Here is a 15,309-nt window from a genome sequence, read left to right as displayed (position 1 = left end):
CGTGTGTCAGGCATGTCCGACGCGCTCCTCCTGCGCCTGTCCCGACTGCGCGACCGCGTCGCCGAGCTGGTCGAGGAGCGCGGCGCCGGCGACCCCACGGCCGGCGACCCGCTGCGCGGCCTCTACCTCTCCGACGAGGCCGTACGGCACCTCCTGGAGTCCAGGGCGACCCCGCCCCCGTACACCTCCGCCTTCGAGGACCGCAAGGACCGCAAGGACCGCAAGGACCGCGAGCACTCCGGGCACATCGAGGGCATCGAGGGCGAGGCGGGCAAGACGGGCGAGGCGGGTCAGGAAGGTGAGGCGGGGGAGGGGGCGACCGCCCGGCACGCGCCGCCGGCCGACCGGCTGGAGCTGCTCGCGACGCGGCTCGGGCTCCCCGAGCTGGACCTGCGGATCCTGCTCATCGCCCTCGCACCCGACCTGGACCGCTCCTTCGAGCCGCTGTACGGATACCTCAACGACGACGTCAGCCGGCGCCGGGCCACCACCGGGCTCGCCCTCGACCTGTGCGGGCTGCCCGTGCACCTCGCGTGGGCGCGGGCCCGGTTCCACCCCTCCGCGCCGCTCACCGCACTCGGCCTGCTGAGTGTCGAGGAACCCGAACGCCCCTTCCTGAGCCGGTCGTTGCGCGTACCCGACCGGCTCGTCGCCCATCTGCTCGGCGACGACACCCTGGACCCCGCGCTCGTCGGCCACGTCCACCCGCTCGCGGCGGCCTCCGGCTCGCACGACGGCGAGTTCACCGCCAAGCTCGCCGACCGGCTGACCGCCGCACCCCTCACCGTCTACCTGCGCGAACACCGCGAGGGCGACGGACTCGCCGGTGCCGCCGCCGCCCTGTGGACCGCGGGATTCGAAGCCCTGCACTACACGGGTCCCGAGGACCGCGTACCCGAGCTCCTGCGCGAGGCCCGGCTGCGCGGCGCCGCCGTCGTCGCCTCCGCCCTGCCGGAGCGGCCCGGCCCGTTCATCCGGCAGCTGTCGGACGCGGGCGTGCCCGTGCTGCTCACCGGTTCGCGTCCGTACGACCCCCAGTGGTGCGAGCGCGACCCGCTGGTCCTGGACGCGCCCCGGCAGCGGGCGGGCGCGGTGGAGGCCTGGTCGGCCGCCTTGCGGCAGCAGCCGGACTTCGACCTCGCGGCCGTCGTCGCCCCCTACCGGCTCGGCGGCGACCGCATCCTGCGCGCCGCGCACGCCGCCGAGGACCTCGCCTGCTTCGACGGCACCCCGGTGACCGCCGCCCATCTGCGGCTCGGCGCCCGGCAGCAGTCCGCCTCGGGACTCGAACAGCATGCCCGCCGGATCAGGCCCGACGTGGGCTGGCAGGACCTCGTCCTGCCCGACAAGCCCCTCGTGGAACTGCACGAACTGGCCCTGCGCGCCCGCCACCGCGATCAGGTGCTCGGCGAATGGCGGCTCAGCGCCGGCGGCGGCCGGGGCCACGGCGTCCTCGGACTCTTCGCGGGCGAGTCCGGCACCGGCAAGACCCTGTCGGCGGAGGTCGTCGCCGCCGAACTGGGCCTCGACCTCTACGTGGTGCAGCTCTCCTCGATCGTCGACAAGTACGTGGGCGAGACCGAGAAGAACCTGGAACGGATCTTCACCGAGGCCGACCGCACGGACGCGGTCCTGCTCTTCGACGAGGCGGACGCCGTCTTCGGCAAGCGCTCCGAGGTCAAGGACTCCCACGACAAGCACGCCAACATGGAGAGCGCCTATCTGCTCCAGCGCCTGGAGTCCTTCGACGGCATCGCCCTCCTCACCACCAACCTGCGCGCCAACATCGACGAGGCCTTCACCCGCCGCCTCGACCTGGTGATCGACTTCCCGTTCCCCGATCCCGAACAGCGCCTCGCGCTGTGGCGGCACAGCCTCGCCGCGGTGCCGTGCGCGGACGACACCGACCCGTCGTCGGTCGCCCGTGACTTCGAGCTGGCCGGCGGATCGATCCGCAGCGCCGTCGTCACCGCCGCCTACGCGGCCGTCGGACGCGGCGCCCCGGTCACGACGGTGGATCTGCGGGAGGGCGCCGAACGGGAGTACCGCAAGGCGGGCCGGCTGGTCCCGGGAGAGGGCAACTGGTAGCCGTCCCGGCCGGGCCCGACTGACGGCGGTCACACCGTGAACTTGACCGCCTCGAGCCACAGGTCGTTGTTCAGGGTTCCGCCGAAGATGAAGTTCTCCCCGGACTTCGGGTCGTCGCACCCCAGGCCGAGCCACGCCGCGTCATGGACGTGCACGGTCTGGCACACGGGCCCGCCCCCGTTGTCGACGTTGATGGTGAAGCCCAGCAGATCCGGCGCGTCCTTCTTGGTGCTGCCGATGTAGTTGTCGATGCCGTCGGCGACACCGGACCACGGCGCGTCGTAGTGCCCCTGCCCGTTGGTCGATCCCGGGTCGTGGACGAAGGCGGCGCCCGCCGTGCCCTTCGCGCCGGCCACGGCGATGTTGAGGGCCTTGAGCGGCGTCTTCTCGCCCACCGTGCCGGCCGTCTCGCCGTCGCAGACGGCGTTCGTCCAGCCCTTGCCCTTCGCGTAGGCCCGGTAGCAGATGTGCCGCCCGCTCGGGTCGTCCGCGGCCAGTTCCCGGACGGCGGTCGCCGCGGTCCGCTCGGGGGCCTCGGTCTCCTTCTCCTCGCCCCCACCCGCCGGTCCCCCACCGCCGCCGCCACCGCTCGCGGGCTGCGTCGAGGGGGCGGCCGGGGGTGTCGTGGCGGCGACGGTGGGAGTGGGCGGCGGGGGCGGCGACGCGCTGGGGCTGCTGGGCGCCAGGGTGCTGACGCCGGCCTCCTGGAGCTTCTCCCGGGCGGCGCTGGTGACCCTGGGCTGGTAGGCGATCCACAGCATCACAAAAGTGATCGCCAATGCCACGAAGATCCCGAGGAAAGTCGCCAGCCAGCGCGGCAGGAAGCCCCGCTGGACGTACATACCCGCCACGTCCAGCGGCTTCACACCCGACCGCTGCACAGCCAGGGTGTAGGGCCGGTCCTCCTTCGAACCGAACCAGATGATCTGCCGCGGCTTGAGCGTCGTCTTCACGAACGCCGCACGCCCCGGCTCGATCTGCACGTTCGACGGATGGATGTCGTACGACAACTGGTCGCCGTTGTCGCTGCCGCCGATCGAGGCCGTCAGCTTCGTGTTGCCGAGGTTGTCCACCGCCAGCTTCGGCCGACCACGGAACCGCCCCTTCACGGTCGGCGGCACCAACTCCGCCCGCAGCTCCGTGAAGGGAGTGATGGTGAGGTTGCCCTCGGGGACGGTGGTCGCCTCCGGATGCTCGGTCGGCGTGATCCGCACCGCGTACGGGTTGGGCCCCGCCGTCGCGTCGGGCGTACGCGGCGGCGCGAACGTCAGGTCCACCGAACCCGTCGTGCCGGGGTAGAGCCGCAACGTCTGGGGCTCCACGGCCGTCCAGGGCGCCAGCGCCCCGACGGCCTCGAAGCGGTACTCGTCCACCACGTCGCCGGTGTTGCGCAGACGCAGCCGCACCGTCGTACTGCCACCCGGGTCCACGGTCGCGGAGGCGGGCTCCAGGGAAGTCCAAAGGCTCACCTCTCGGACGTTAAACGCAGCGCCGGTACCGGGGCAGGAAGCCGCGGGGCACGATGACTGCCCGAAGAGGCGGGGCGGCTGCCCGGGTCTCAGTCCTCGGAGGGGTGGATGATCTGCCACTCCTGGTCATCGCTGTTGGAGCAGTGGTAGAGCGTCAGGTGCGCGTCGACGCCACCGGTGCTGAACCCGGCGACGTCCAGGCACTTGTTGTTGCTGGCGAAGTTGCGGATCCAGTAGGCGCCGCTCTCCTGCTTGTCGATCCACCACAGATCGTTGTCGGCAGGCGTGCCGGCGCATTCGGACTCGTATATCCCCACCTGGACCGGCTGGGCCCCGGCGTTCGGCAGGTCCATGCAGAGCTGGTCCTTGACGTTGCGGATCTGGAAGAGGGCGGTGCCGCCGGGACCCAGCTCCGGGTAGCGCACCTCCAGGTTCCAGAGCTGGTTGTCCTCCTCCGTCTTCCCGGTGCAGGTGGCCTGCTGTACGCGGCCGGTCGCCTTGCCCTTCTCGCGGCCCGGAAGGTCGGCGCACATCTTGGTGGTCGGGTTCCGCAGCAGGATCTCGGTCGCGGGCACCACGCTCTTGGGCTTGTCCTTCTCCTTCGGCTTCGGCTGCGGGTCCCCCGCCCCTCCTCCGCCGTCGCCGGACGCCTCCGGGGCGGCGGTCGGGGAGGCCACCGGCTCGGCGGACGGGGCCTTCGGCGCCTCGGGCGTCGGTGAGGGGGAGGGCGCCAGGGTGCTGACGCCGGCTTCCTGGAGCTTCTCCCGGGCGGCGCTGCTGACTCTGGGCTGGTAGGCGATCCACAGCATCACGAAGGTGATCGCCAGTGCCACGAAGATGCCCAGGAAGGTGGCGAGCCAGCGGGGGAGGAAGCCCCGCTGCACGTAGGTGCCCGCCACGTCCAGTGGCTTCACACCCGACCGCTGTACGGCCAGGGTGTAGGGCCGGTCCTCCTTCGAGCCGAACCAGATGATCTGCCGTGGCTTGAGCGTCGTCTTCACGAACGCCGCACGCCCCGGCTCGATCTGCACGTTCGACGGATGGATGTCGTACGACAGCTGGTCGCCGTTGTCGCTGCCGCCGATCGAGGCGGTGAGTTTCGTGTTGCCGAGGTTGTCCACGGCCAGCTTCGGACGTCCGCGGAAACGGCCCTTCACCGTCGGGGGCACCAGCTCCGCCCGCAGCTCCGTGAAAGGGGTGATGGTGAGGTTGCCCTCGGGGACGGTGGTCGCCTCCGGATGTTCGGTCGGGGTGATCCGCACCGCGTACGGGTTGGGCCCCGCCGTCGCGTCGGGCGTACGTGGCGGCGCGAACGTCAGGTCCACCGAGCCCGTCGTCCCCGGATACAGACGCAGGACCTGCGGTTCCACCGCCGTCCAGGGCGCCAGATCACCGACCGCCTCGAAGCGGTACTCGTCCACCACGTCGCCGGTGTTGCGCAGACGCAGCCGCACCGTCGTACTGCCACCCGGGTCCACGGTCGCGGAGGCGGGTTCCAGGGAAGTCCAAAGGCTCACTCCCGGACGTTAAACGCCGTACAGGTACCGGGCAGGAAGCCCCGGGGCACGACGGCTGCCCGAAGAGGCGAAGGGCTGCACCCGAGGACGGTGACTCCGTCCGGACCGGCCCCGGACGGGATCCGGACGGGGTCCGGAGCGCCAGGACGGCCCGCCCGACCGCTCCGATCGGCGCACCGCGCCACAGCCCGGAGGCGACGCGTCACCCGCAGTGTCACGTCCGGGGACGGCGGTTGCCCCGCCGGGCAACATCCCTGCCCCCGATCAGGCACCGCAGGACGTTTCGACGGACGCGCTTCGCGCGTGAGGGTCGTAGAAGACCTGTCTCGTACCCCGAGGAGCGCAGAGCATGCCGTCCTACCTGTCACCCGGCGTATACGTCGAGGAGGTGGCCAGCGGCTCGCGTCCCATCGAGGGCGTGGGCACGTCGGTGGCGGCCTTCGTCGGGCTCGCCCCGACCGGCCCGCTGAACGAGCCGACCCTGGTGACCAACTGGTCCCAGTACGTCGCGGCCTTCGGTGCCTTCACCGACGGCTTCTACCTCGCGCACTCGGTGTACGGGTTCTTCAACAACGGCGGCAGCGCCGCGTACGTCGTCCGGGTCGGCGGCAGCGCCGAGGGCGCGTCCGGCAACGGGGTGTCCGGCAACGGCACCGCGTCGGCCGTCGGCGGCTCCGCGGCCCCGGCCGCGCTCACCGCGGGCGAGCCCAAGCAGCTCGGCACCTTCAGCGTGACCGCGGTCGCGGGCGGTTCGCTCAGCGTCGAGGTCGCCGACCCCGAGGGCGAGGGCCCCGCCGAGCGCTTCAAGCTGATCGTCAAGGACGGCGAGAAGCCGGTCGAGACCTTCGACGTGACCGCCAAGAAGGGCGGCCGCAACTACGTCGTCACGCAGGTGAAGGAGCGCTCCAAGCTCATCACCGTGCAGGAGGCGGCGCCCACCGCGCAGCTGGCCCGGCCCGAGAACCAGACCGTGGCCCTGGCCGCCCCCCCGGCGTCCCCCGCGCCCGTCGTGCCCGCAACCTCGGACGCCCGGCACCCCGGCCCGGCCCAGTACCTCGGCGACTCCGCCGACCGCACCGGTTTCGGCGGCCTGGAGGCCGTGGACGAGATCTCCATGGTCGCCGTCCCCGACCTGATGGCCGCCTACCAGCGCGGCGCGATCGACCTGGAGGCCGTGAAGGCCGTCCAGCTCGGTCTGATCGCGCACTGCGAGCTGATGGGCGACCGCGTCGCCGTCATCGACCCGCCGCCGAGCCTCAACGCCCGGGAGATCCGCGTCTGGCGCCAGGAGACCGCGGGCTACGACTCCAAGTACGCGGCCCTGTACTACCCCTGGGTGAAGGTCTTCGACCCGGCGAGCGGGCAGTCCCGGCTGACCCCGCCGAGCGGTCACGTCGCCGGCATCTGGGCCCGCAACGACTTCGAGCGCGGTGTGCACAAGGCGCCCGCCAACGAGGTCGTACGCGGCGCGGTGGACCTGGAGCTGCAGATCACCCGCGGCGAGCAGGACCTGCTCAACCCCATCGGCGTCAACTGCATCCGCGCCTTCCCGGGCCGCGGCATCCGCGTCTGGGGCGCCCGCACCATGTCCTCGGACCCGGCCTGGCGCTACCTGAACGTCCGCCGGTACTTCAACTACCTGGAGGAGTCGATCCTGCTCGGCACCCAGTGGGTGGTGTTCGAGCCGAACGACCACAACCTGTGGGCCCGGATCCGGCGCAACGTCTCGGCGTTCCTCGTCAACGAGTGGCGCAGCGGCGCGCTCTTCGGCCAGCGGCCCGAGGAGGCGTTCTACGTCAAGTGCGACGAGGAGACCAACACCCCGGAGTCGGTCGACCTCGGCCGCGTGATCTGCGAGATCGGCATCGCGCCGGTCAAGCCCGCCGAGTTCGTCATCTTCCGGCTGGCGCAGTTCTCCAGCGGCAGCGGCGAGCTGGAGGAGTAGGGCTCCTCCGCCTCCCCGCACCTCATAGCCGAGAACCTCCGGCAAGAAACCCAGCAAGAACCCCAGTAAGAACCCTCAGAAGGACAGAGAACAGATGAGTCTCAGCCCGGGTGACGCCCTCACTTCACATAATTTCGGTCTGCAGATCGACGGCGTGATGGTCGAGTACCTCGCCGAGGTCAACGGCCTCAGCATCGAGCAGGACGTCATCAAGCACCTGTCGAACTCGGCGCAGGGCCGGCCCGAGGTCAGCCTCATGCCCGGCGTCCAGAAGGACGGGCAGTGCACCGTGGTGCGCGGCATGACCCAGTCCCCGGCGTTCACGACCTGGATCAACGACTCGATCACGGGCCAGATGAGCACGGCGCGCAAGAACGCGTCGATCATCATGATGGACTACCAGAACAACCCGGTGAAGCGGTACAACATGCGCAACGCCTGGTGCAGCAAGATCGACGCCAGTGCGCTGAAGGCCGGCGAGGCCCAGGCACTCACCGAGACCGTGACCATCGTCTTCGAAGAACTGGTCATCGAGTAATGCGCCGTACGGCTGCCAGGGCGGGCGCGAACCCGGTCGCGCACGCACCGGTGCCGGAACCGGTGGCGGCGCCGGAGCAGAACCCTGCTCCGGCGCCCGCCGCCGCTCCGGCTCCTGCTCCGGCGCCCGCACCGGCCGCCCAACCGCTGCGCACGGAGTTCCCCTTCGAGTTGCCGCGCGGCTATGTGGACGACTCGGGAACGGTGCACAAGGACGGTGTGATGCGTCTCGCCACCGCGCGGGACGAGTTGATCCCGCTGCGGGACGTCCGCGTCCAGGAGAACCCCGCCTATCTGTCGGTGGTCCTGCTGGGCCGGGTCATCACCCGCCTCGGCACGCTGGCGATGGTGCACGACGGGGTGGTGGAGAACATGTTCGCCTCCGATCTCGCGTTCCTGCAGGACTTCTACCGGCAGGTCAACGCCGAGGGCCACACCCGCGCCGCCGTGGAGTGCCCGCACTGCTCGGAGCCCTTCGAGGTCGAACTCGGCGGGAGCCGCCTGGGGGAATCGTGACGTACGCGACCGACCGGCTGCACGAGGAGATCGCGTACGTCGCCTACCACTTCCACTGGAGCCTGGAGACGATCCTGGACCTCGAACACCAGGACCGCCGCCGCTACACGGAACAGATCGCGTCCCTGGTGACCCGGGGCAGGGCGGAGGGCTGATCGGTGGGGTTCTTCGACCGACTGAATCGACTGAACCGACTGAGGGGCGACACGGCGGCGACGCCGACGCCGGCTTCCGCGACTCCCGCGGTTTCTGCGACTCCCGCGGTTTCTGCGGCTTCCGTGGTTTCTGCGGCTTCCGTGGCTTCTGCGGCAGCGCTTTCGCGTACGGATACGGGGCCGGTGGCGGTGGTCGGCTGGACGGGGCTGCCGCCGATCCAGCGGGCCGCCGTGGGGCGGCCCGGTGTCGCGGACTCCGGGTTCGGCGGGCGGCTGAGCACCTGGCAGAACCCGTCCTTCACCGGGACCCTGTCCCACGCCGTCCTGGACGGGGCGCCGGGCGGGCTGATCAGGAACGCGCTCACCACGTCGGCCGGGCCCGTGTCCGGACTCGAACCGCCCGCGCAGGTCCTGCCGGTGGCGTCGGCCGACCTGCCCGGGGCCGCCCCCGACATCGCGTCCGGCACCACGCCCGGCACCGTGTCCGGCACCGTGTCCGGCACCGTGTCCGGCGACATCCGGCCGGTGCAGCGGGCGCCCCGAGCGGTCACGGCGTCGCGCCCGAGGGGCCCCCGGGTGGCCGCCGCACCTCCCAGACCCCACCGGCAGAACTCGCTGACCAGGGCGACCGCCACGCCCGCCGCCGTCCAGCGGACTCTGCCGGTGGCCCGGGCCGGGGCGCCGAGGCCGGTGAGTGGTGGAGGGCCGGGTCCGACATCGTCGGGTCCCGTACCGTCGACGCCCTCACCGTCGGTCCCGGTGCCGCCGGGTCCCATGCCGTCTTCGGCTGCCATGCCGTCTTCGGCTCCCACGTCTTCGGGCCCTGCGTCATCGGCTCCCACGTCTTCGGGCCCCGCGTCGTCAGGGCCCGCTCCGGCGGGTCCTGCGGCGTCGGCTTCCATGTCGTCAGGCCCCGCGTCGTCAAGGCCCACGTCGTCAGGGCCTGCTCCGGCGGGTCCGGCGCCGTCGAGTCCCGCGGCGTCGGCGTCGGCTCCCACGTCGTCTTCGGGTCCCGCGTCGTCAGGGCCCGCTCCGGCGGGTCCCGCGGCGTCGGCTTCCATGTCGTCAGGGCCCGCGTCGTCAGGGCCCGCTCCGGCGGCTCCGGCGCCGTCGGGTCTCGTGTCGCCGGGTTCCGCGTCGTCGTCGGCTCCCACGTCGTCTTCGGGTACCGCGTCTTCGGGCCCCGCGTCGTCCGGCCCGCCGGCGGCCGGCCCTGCGCCGGCCCGCTCCACGGCGCCCGGGTCCACCACTCCCGGTCCTACGGTGTCGCGTTCCGTCCGGCCGGGAACGGGTGCGCCTTCGAAGGCGCCCTCCGCCGGAGCGGCGGTCGACGTCCAGCGGGCCCCGGCGGGCGGTACAGCCGCGTCCGGACCTGTGGCCGGACCCGTCAGGCCGGTGAGCGGTGGCGGTACGGCGGCCGGTTCGAGCAGCCGTGCTGCCGGGGCAGGCGGTACGGGGGCCGGTCCCGGCAGCACGGTGTCCCGCACCGGCGGCGCGGGAGCCGACGTCCAGAGGGCGGCGTCCGGTTCCGGCAAGGCACCCGTCGCACCCGCCGCACCTACCGCGCCCACCGCGCCCGCCCCGAACGCGACTTCCGCTTCGGCCTCGGTCGCCACGGGTTCTCCCGGTACGACGACCGTTCCCGGTAACCCCGCAACTCGGCCGAGTGGGGCGGCGGTCGGCCCCACCGGACCGGTGCCCGCCACCGGCAACACGGCCGCCACCGTCCGGAGGGCGACCGCACCCGGCCCTGCCGCCCCGTCGGCGAGCCCGGGCCGGGCGGCGGCCGACGTCCAGCGAGCGCCGGCCGCTCCCCATGCCGCAGCCCCGGTGCGCGGCGGGACGACCACCGGTCCCGCCGCACCGGTCCGTACTCCGGAGGTGGCGCCCCCCTCCGGCAGCGCGACGAGCGCTCCCGCGGGCACGGCGGCCGACGTCCAGCGGGCTCCGGCCGGCCCCGGCCGTACCGTCACTGCACCCACCGCGCCGCCGACCGGCCCCGGCAGGGCTGCCACCGCCCCCGGTGGCACAGCGCCCCTTCCCGGCACCGCGGTCAACGTCCAGCGGGCGCAGCCCGGTTCCGGTTCCGCGTCGACCGCGCCGCCCGGGACCACGGCCTCACCGTCCGCCACCGGAGCCACCGGCCTCCCGACTCCCGCGACGGGCAAGCCGGTCGGCCCTCCCAGCCCAACGACAGCGGCGAACACCGCTCCCACGGCCACGACCACGACCACAGGCACGGCGGCCTCCCCGTCCAGCACCGGCGCGTACCCCGTACAGCGGAGTGCTTCCACCGGGACGAGGCGTATGGGCCTGGGCGCGCCGACCTCGGGCCCCCTGCCCACCGCCGCCCCTCCGGTTCCGGTTCCGGCCCCGGCGTCCCCGTCACTCGGCCCGGCCCTCCCGCCGTCCCCCGCCGCACCCTCGTCGACGGCGGACTCCCCCGCCTCTCCGGCCGTACCCGCGCCCACACCCGTACCGATACCCCCGGCGCCTGCAGTACCCCGGACCGTCTCCTCGCCCGCCCCGGTCCAGCGCGCCACCGCACCCGCGGCCCCGCGGCAGCGCCCCCTGCTCGGCGCACCCCTCTCCGCCCCTCCGGCGGACGCACGGCCCCTTTCGGGCCGTACCACTCCCAGCGGTCCGGGCCCCGCCGGGCCGCCCGCCGTCCAGCGTGCGTCGACAGCACACCGGCCGCAGGCATCGACACCAGGACCGGCATCGGCACCGACATCAGCACCGGCACCGGCACCGGCACCGAGATCGACGACGCGACCCCAACGCCTCCCGGCCGTGCCCCTGTCACCCCCGGTCTCCCGCACCCTCGCCGTGCAGAACGCCACGGCGGCGAACCCCGCCGTCGCGGGCACGAAGCCGGTGAGCGGCAGGCGCGTACCGGCGGTGCAGCGCGCGACCACGAACCCGCCCGCACCCATGCCGACACAGGCACAAGCACCGGTACTGGCACAGGCACAGTCACCGGCACCGGCACCGGCACCGGCACCGATCTCCTCACCCACCCAGATGCTCACGGCCGCCGCTCCCGTGCGGGGACTGACCCCCGCCCGCGCCCTCGCCCCGGCCTCGTCACCCGCCGCGCCCTCGGCGGTCCGGCGCCCGGCGTCCCCGACCGCCGTCCCGCTACGTCGCCCGGCGCCCCCGCACGGCGGGTCCGCGTCGTCCGGCAACGGACCGGCGGTGCAGCGGGCCGCAGCCCCCACCGCCCGGGCCGTACCCCTCCTCGCAGTGGCCAGGTCCGCTGCCGCTGCCGCCTCCGCTGCCGCTGCCGCGCCGTCCGCCGGAGCAGCCGGGCCGGCCCCTCAGCCACGTCCCCAACGGCTGTCCCGGCCGGGTGCGTTGCCCGTGCTGCCCCCACTGCCCGCGCTGCCGGTCGTCCAACGGCACTCGGCGTCCGCGTCCGGCCCGTCGTCCCCGGCACCCGCCGCCCCCGTGCCGTCCAGCCGGTCCACCCAGTCCGTACGGCCTACCCAGCCCCCACCACCCGCACCACCCGCGCAGTCCGCCCGGTCCGTGCGGTCCGTGCAGCGGGCGCCCAACGGCTCTCTGCTGCCCACGTCCGCCCGGGCCACCACCGCCGTCACCCCGGTCACGGCCGCCGGCACCATGTCGCACGGGTCGTCCGGGGCCGGGTCCGCCAAGGGCGGGCCGCCGCCGTACGACGCCGGTGAGTCGCCGCCCGAGTACACCGCGGTCGCCAAGGGGCAGTTCGACCCCCGTTCCCTGACCGACTTCCAGCTCGACGAGCTCACGCACCGGCTGATCGGCCGCATCACGCGGCTGATCCGTACCGAGCTGCGGCTCGACCGGGAACGGATCGGCAGACTGCGCGACCCCCGCCGCTGACCGGCCGCCCGGCCGCCCGCCCGCCGGTGGCCGGAACCCGCGACCCCGGCATCCGAGAGCACGACCCCGCACGACCGACGTCCGCAGAAAGGCCGCCCCCGATGCCCCGCGATCTCGACCCGGGCTCCACCATCTTCTTCACCCTGACCATCGACGGCGAGAGCCTCGGGTACTTCAACGGGTGCGAAGGGCTCTCGTCCGCGGTGGAGATCGAGCACCACCAGGAGGGCGGCAACAACGGGTTCGTCTGGCAGCTTCCGTCGCGCGTCACCTTCTCCAACATCCGGCTGACCCGGCCGCTGACGCCCGACACCACCAAGGTCGCGGCCTGGATCTCCTCCGTGGCCACCGGCATCAAGCGGCCCACCGCGCAGATCGCCGCGCTGCGCGCGGACGGCTCGGAGGTGGCGCACTGGGGGCTGATCGACGTGCTGCCGGTGAGCTGGACGGGCCCCTCCCTGGACCCGGCCAACCCGAGCGTGGCCACCGAGGTCCTGGAGATCACGCACCACGGGTTCACGGACTGAGGGGCGGGACACCACATGGCCAAGGGAAGCAAGGGCGGCGCGGGCAAGAGCCTCGTGCGGGCCACACTCGCCATCCACGAACCGCCCGTCGGCTCCAGCACCACGCCGGGCGGTCTGATCAAGACGTTCAACTTCGACTTCAACCCGTCGCAGCTCCAGCTGACCCGGCGCGCCACGTGGAAGTCCACACCGGCTGCGGCCGTGCGCAACGGCACGGTCCCGGAGTTCATGGGGCCCGAGCCGCGCCAGATGACGGTCGAGATCTTCCTGGACACGTCCACGAAGCCGACCAGCAACGTGGTGCTGAAGAACGTGGAGTCGCTGCTGGACTGCTGCGAGGTGACGGCCAAGAGCATCGCCGCGAAGCAGCCGTCGCCGCCCTGGGTGGTGTTCCAGTGGGGCTCGTTCTCCACGGCCCGCTTCACCGCGTACGTGAGTTCCGTGGACGTCACCTACTCGCTGTTCGGTACGACCGGTGTGCCGATCCGGGCCACCTGCCAGGTGGCGCTGCACGAGATCCCCAGCACGACCAAGGGGCAGAACCCCACCTCCGGCTCGCTCACCGCGCAGCGGGTGCACCGGGTCGTCGCGGGCGACTCCCTGCAGTCGCTGGCCTGGCGCGAGTACGGCAACGCGGCCGCCTGGCGCGCGATCGCCGAGAGCAACGGCATCGACGACCCCTCGCGCCTGCCCACCGGCATCGAGCTCGTCCTCCCGGCCGCCGAGGAGGTGCGTTTCTGATGGCGAAGCCGTCCTACTCCAACATCATCCACGTCACCCTCGACGGCAAGAAGATCCCGCCCGACTACATCAACCTGCTGGTCGGCGGCTGGGTCGACCTCGGGGCCGGGGTGCCCGGCGAGTTCCGGCTCACCTTCCGCGACCCGGACCGCGAGGTGCTGGGCAAGCTGAACGTCCGGTTCGGCTCCAAGGTGGTCATCGCCCCCGTCGCCGACGGCCAGGGCGCGGGCACCCCGCTGCTGACCGGCGAGGTCACCGGCATGGAGACCGACTACGACGGCACGGGCACGTTCACCGTCGTCCGCGGGTACGACCCGGGCCACCGCCTGATGCGGGTGCGCCGGGTCGCCGCGTACCGCAACCAGACCGCCTCCGACATCGCGCGCAAGCTGGCCGCGATGAACGGCATCCCCATCGGGAAGATCAAGACCACCAAGACCGTCTACGAGTTCATCAGCCAGTCGAACGTGACGGACTGGGACTTCCTCGCGCGGCTCGCCGACGAGAACGAGATGGTGATGTCCCTGGACGCCAAGGGGAAGTTCGAGTTCGGCGAGCCGGACCCGGCCTCCAAGGCGCCCCCGGTGGGCTCCCCCGAGGACCCGAACCCCCGGGTGCTGCGGGGCAGGGTCGACGTCCTGCGCTGCCGGGCCGCCGTCACCGCCGCCGACCAGGTCGACAAGGTCGAGGCGCGCGGCTGGGACATCCCGACCAAGAAGAAGATCGTCGAGCTCACGAAGGCGGGCACAAACCCCGCCTTCGCCATCGGGATCACCCCGCAGAAGGCGGCCACGGCCTTCAAGGCCGCCAAGCTGGTCGAGACCGACACCCCGTACGACCGCCGACCCGAGGTGAAGTTCGCCGCCGCCTCCCTCGCCGACGACCTCACCTCCTCGTTCGCCGAGCTGGAGGTCACGGTGCACGGCAATCCCGTGCTGCGGCCCGGCGTGGCCATCGCGCTCACCGACGTGGGCGTCCCCTTCGAGGGCAAGTACACCGTCACCTCCGTACGGCACACCTTCGGCGCGGGCAGTCACTACGAGACGCTGGTGACCGTGAGCGGCCGGCAGTGGCGCTCGCTGTTCGGCCTGACGTCGGGCGGCGGGTCGGCCTCGCCCCGGCTGCCGAGCGTGGCGAACGCGCTGGTCACCGATGTGCAGGACCCGCTCAAGCAGGGGCGGGTGAAGCTGCAGTTCCCGTGGCTGGACGACGCGTACGTCAGCGACTGGACGCGGACCGTGCAGCTGGGCGGCAAGGCGGGCGGCGGGATCTTCCCGCTGGACGTCGGCGACGAGGTGCTGGTCGCCTTCGACCGGGGCGCGCTCGACCACCCCTTCGTCATCGGCGGCCTCTACAACGGCATCGACAAGCCGACCGTGGTGAAGGACGTGCAGCTGCACGACCCGGTCAAGAAGAAGGCGATCCGGCACACCCTGTCCGACCGGGACGGCAACCGGGTGGACCTGCTCAGCCAGCAGACCGGCGGGCGCAAGCAGGGCGTCCGGGTGGCCAGCGGCAACGACAAGCTGATCATCAACCTGGACCGCACCAAGACCGAGATCACCGTGGACAGCAAGGGCGCCGTCAGCATCACGGGCGGCACCTCGGTGTCCGTCGAGGCGGGTACCGATCTCACGCTCAGCGCCCGGCGCAGCATCAGCATCAGGAGCGGCGGTCCGCTCACCCTCCAGGGCCGCGGGATCGTCAACCTCAAGTCGCTCGGCGGCGCGGTGACCGTCGACGCGATGGGCGCGCTCAACCTCAAGGCGCTCGGCGCCGCGTCGGTGAACGCGGGCGGCACCGTGCAGATCAACACCATCGGCCAGGTGGGCATCCGGGCCGTCAACGTCGACCTCATGGGCCTCGTGACGGTCAACAAGAAGCCGTACCCGATCCCGTGACGCCGATGGCCCCCATGACGCCGATGACGCCGATGACGCCGATGACGCT

12 protein-coding genes are annotated in these 15,309 nt (G+C 72.7%); 9 read left to right on the top strand and 3 right to left on the bottom strand.

Features of this window, described 5'->3' with window-relative positions; genetic code table 11:
• Positions 1–12 precede the first annotated feature (12 nt).
• The gene (locus QFZ75_RS20690; protein ID WP_307539005.1) at positions 13–2,088 is read left to right on the top strand and encodes an ATP-binding protein; all 2,076 of its coding nucleotides are present in this window, start codon (positions 13–15) and stop codon (positions 2,086–2,088) included.
• 29 nt (positions 2,089–2,117) lie between these two features.
• Here the strand turns inward: QFZ75_RS20690 and QFZ75_RS20685 are convergent, their stop codons facing one another.
• Together QFZ75_RS20685 and QFZ75_RS20680 are read right to left on the bottom strand one after the other, a co-directional pair.
• Positions 2,118–3,557, bottom strand: a complete 1,440-nt coding sequence (locus QFZ75_RS20685) for a hydrolase (RefSeq protein WP_307539003.1) — start codon at positions 3,555–3,557, stop codon at positions 2,118–2,120.
• A gap of 89 nt (positions 3,558–3,646) precedes the next feature.
• Entirely contained in the window at positions 3,647–5,074 is a 1,428-nt protein-coding gene (locus QFZ75_RS20680) for an RICIN domain-containing protein (RefSeq protein ID WP_307539002.1), read from the bottom strand.
• 349 nt (positions 5,075–5,423) lie between these two features.
• On the opposite strand from QFZ75_RS20680, the gene QFZ75_RS20675 reads away from it, so the two are divergent.
• The 4 genes from QFZ75_RS20675 to QFZ75_RS20660 all read left to right on the top strand — a co-directional run bounded on the left by QFZ75_RS20675 (position 5,424) and on the right by QFZ75_RS20660 (position 8,227).
• Entirely contained in the window at positions 5,424–7,019 is a 1,596-nt protein-coding gene (locus tag QFZ75_RS20675; protein ID WP_307538999.1) for a phage tail sheath subtilisin-like domain-containing protein, read from the top strand.
• Between the two features lie 94 nt (positions 7,020–7,113).
• Complete coding sequence (locus tag QFZ75_RS20670; RefSeq protein WP_107018041.1) at positions 7,114–7,557, top strand: phage tail protein; 444 nt, start codon at positions 7,114–7,116, stop codon at positions 7,555–7,557.
• Positions 7,557–8,072 (top strand): hypothetical protein, encoded by a 516-nt coding sequence (locus QFZ75_RS20665; protein WP_307538997.1) that lies wholly within the window; start codon positions 7,557–7,559, stop codon positions 8,070–8,072. The genes QFZ75_RS20670 and QFZ75_RS20665 overlap by 1 nt, the downstream gene beginning before the upstream one ends.
• A complete protein-coding gene (locus QFZ75_RS20660; RefSeq protein ID WP_307538995.1) occupies positions 8,069–8,227 on the top strand; it encodes a DUF6760 family protein in 159 nt (52 codons plus the stop codon). The genes QFZ75_RS20665 and QFZ75_RS20660 overlap by 4 nt, the downstream gene beginning before the upstream one ends.
• On the opposite strand, the gene QFZ75_RS20655 is transcribed toward QFZ75_RS20660, so the two are convergent.
• A complete protein-coding gene (locus QFZ75_RS20655; protein WP_307538993.1) occupies positions 8,176–9,843 on the bottom strand; it encodes a hypothetical protein in 1,668 nt (555 codons plus the stop codon). The genes QFZ75_RS20660 and QFZ75_RS20655 overlap by 52 nt on opposite strands.
• Positions 9,844–11,590: 1,747 nt before the next feature.
• Between QFZ75_RS20655 and QFZ75_RS20650 the strand changes: the two genes are divergently transcribed.
• The 4 genes from QFZ75_RS20650 (at position 11,591) to QFZ75_RS20635 (ending at position 15,260) form a co-directional block, all read left to right on the top strand.
• Positions 11,591–12,091 (top strand): extensin, encoded by a 501-nt coding sequence (locus tag QFZ75_RS20650; protein ID WP_307538991.1) that lies wholly within the window; start codon positions 11,591–11,593, stop codon positions 12,089–12,091.
• Between the two features lie 101 nt (positions 12,092–12,192).
• The gene (locus QFZ75_RS20645) at positions 12,193–12,618 is read left to right on the top strand and encodes a phage tail protein (RefSeq protein WP_307538989.1); all 426 of its coding nucleotides are present in this window, start codon (positions 12,193–12,195) and stop codon (positions 12,616–12,618) included.
• A 15-nt stretch (positions 12,619–12,633) separates the two neighbouring features.
• Positions 12,634–13,359, top strand: coding sequence for a LysM peptidoglycan-binding domain-containing protein (locus QFZ75_RS20640; RefSeq protein ID WP_307538987.1), 726 nt, complete (start codon positions 12,634–12,636; stop codon positions 13,357–13,359).
• On the top strand, positions 13,359–15,260 hold the full coding sequence (locus QFZ75_RS20635) for a VgrG-related protein (protein ID WP_307538985.1): 1,902 nt from the start codon (positions 13,359–13,361) through the stop codon (positions 15,258–15,260). Before QFZ75_RS20640 ends, QFZ75_RS20635 begins: the two co-directional genes overlap by 1 nt.
• Positions 15,261–15,309: the final 49 nt, after the last annotated feature.

Origin of the sequence: Streptomyces sp. V3I8, from assembly GCF_030817535.1 — a bacterium.
In the GTDB taxonomy this organism is placed as follows: domain Bacteria; phylum Actinomycetota; class Actinomycetes; order Streptomycetales; family Streptomycetaceae; genus Streptomyces.
The sequence above is the reverse complement of the archived record's forward strand: the minus strand, read 5'-3'. Positions and strand labels throughout refer to the sequence as shown.